Source organism: Microbulbifer discodermiae, from assembly GCF_040742695.1.
In the GTDB taxonomy this organism is placed as follows: domain Bacteria; phylum Pseudomonadota; class Gammaproteobacteria; order Pseudomonadales; family Cellvibrionaceae; genus Microbulbifer.
Genome location: NZ_JBFLAB010000136.1, coordinates 1 through 2,013 on the forward strand (window position 1 = coordinate 1; position 2,013 = coordinate 2,013).

The 2,013-nt window shown below is 57.7% G+C and carries 2 protein-coding genes; both read left to right on the forward strand.

Features of this window, described 5'->3' with window-relative positions:
- Window positions 1-1,251, forward strand: a 1,251-nt coding sequence (locus tag AB1S50_RS19360; RefSeq protein WP_367152904.1) for a BAR domain-containing protein, incomplete at its 5' end; no start/stop codon positions are given.
- 18 nt (window positions 1,252-1,269) lie between these two features.
- Window positions 1,270-2,013: tyrosine-type recombinase/integrase (locus tag AB1S50_RS19365; RefSeq protein ID WP_367152905.1), on the forward strand; the 744-nt coding region annotated here is incomplete at its 3' end.

Below are 2,013 nucleotides of genomic sequence, written 5' to 3' on the forward strand. Positions count from 1 at the left end.
AGTAGCGCCGCTGGCAAAAGTGCGTTGATGGAATCCATCCTCGCGCTGATACCGGAAGATGAACGGGTGCAGTACTCCGCTATGACCGGGCAGAGCCTGTTCTACATGGGCGAGACCAACTTAAAAAACAAGATACTGGCGATCAGCGAGGAAGAGGGAGCGAGTAATGCCAGTTACGCGCTCAAGCTGTTGCAATCGGAAGGTCAGGTCATTATTGCCAGCACTGGCAAGGACGAAGCCAGCGGCCAGCTGATCACCCGAGAATACAAAGTGGAAGGGCCGGTGATGCTGTTGATGACCACCACTGCTATCGACATCGATGAAGAGCTGCTAAATCGCTGCCTGGTACTCACCGTCAACGAAGGTCGCGAACAGACTCGGGCCATCCACGCCGCCCAGCGCGCTCGGCGTACGCTGCAAGGGCTGCATAACAAGTTGGAGAAAGAGCGCATTATCCAATTGCACCGCAACGCCCAGCGCCTGTTAAAACCACTGGTGGTGATCAATCCTTATGCGGACCAGCTCACTTTCCTCGACGACAAGACCCGCACTCGCCGCGACCACGAAAAGTACCTCACTCTGATCGACAGTATCGCACTCCTGCACCAGTACCAACGGGAAGTGCAAACACTCCAGCACAATGATCGGCAGATCGATTATGTGGAAGTCACCCTGAAGGACATCGACACCGCCAACCGTCTGGCCAGCGACGTGCTGGGCAAGACGCTCGACGAATTGCCGGTGCAAACCCGCAAGCTGCTGACCCTGATCACCGAGCTGGTGGACAGCGAGTGTGAAAAACAAAAGATCGAGTCCGCGGACTTCCGTTTTAGCCGCCGCCAGGTGCGCAGTCTTTGCGGCTGGAGTGAAACTCAGGTGCGGGTGCATATCCAGCGCCTGGTGGACATGGAATACCTGTTGGTCCATCGCGGCGGTCGCGGCCAATCGTTCGAATACGAACTGCTGTATCGGGGCGAAGGGGCGGACGGGGATGCTTTCCTGATGGGCCTGCTGGATACCGCCAAGCTGAAAAGTGGCGGCCACAATAGAGGGAAAAACAATGACAAAAGCAACGATAAAAAAACCGCTACGACAGTCACTTCGCGGGGTGAAGCCCCCCGGTTCGCGGGGTCATCGCGGCCCCAACGCGGGGCTATCGCGGAAGTGGAAAAATCGCTGGAAGCCAGCAGTGGTGGGGCCTGCGCAAAAACCTCGCGGACCAAGTGCGAAAATGCCTTACAGGCTGTGTAAACAGGGGGTGTCGTAACCATGGCCTACAACAAACACTGGCGTCGTGGCCTGTACAAAAAAAACCAGCACCGCGCCAAAGCCAAGGCCCCCAAACCCCGGCAGACCCCGGACATCAGCCACAACGGGTTGACCCCCTATTTACTGCGTTTTATCGAATGGAGCGCCGTCCGGGGCCTGAGTGAGCAAACCTGCCGCACCCGCGACCGAGGCTTGCAGCGCTTTATCGCCTGGTGTGATGAACGCGATCTCAATGATCCCAGAGCGATCACCCGGCCCATTTTGGAAAACTATCAGAAGCACCTTTACTACTATCGTAAGAGCAACGGTGAACCGTTGAGCTACGGCAGCCAGCACGCATTGCTGGCACCACTGCGGGCCTTTTTCAAATGGCTTGCGCGGGAAAACTATATTGCTCTTAATCCCGCCAGCGAGCTGGAACTACCTAAGCAGCAACGGGGGTTGCCGAAACAGATACTGAGCGTTGAGGAAGTGGAAAGCCTCTTCGCCACCGTGGACACCCAAAACCTCTACGGCGTGCGCGACCGCGCCATGCTGGAACTGCTCTACAGCACTGGTATCCGTCGCATGGAGCTGGTCAACCTGGGGCTCTATGACACCGACACCAGCCGCAAGACCCTGCTGGTTCGGCAGGGCAAGGGCCGTAAAGACCGGTTGCTGCCAGTAGGTGAGCGGGCGCTGCACTGGGTTGAACGCTACCGCCGCGAAGTGCGTCACCAGTTGCTGACTGGCCGGGACGAGGGT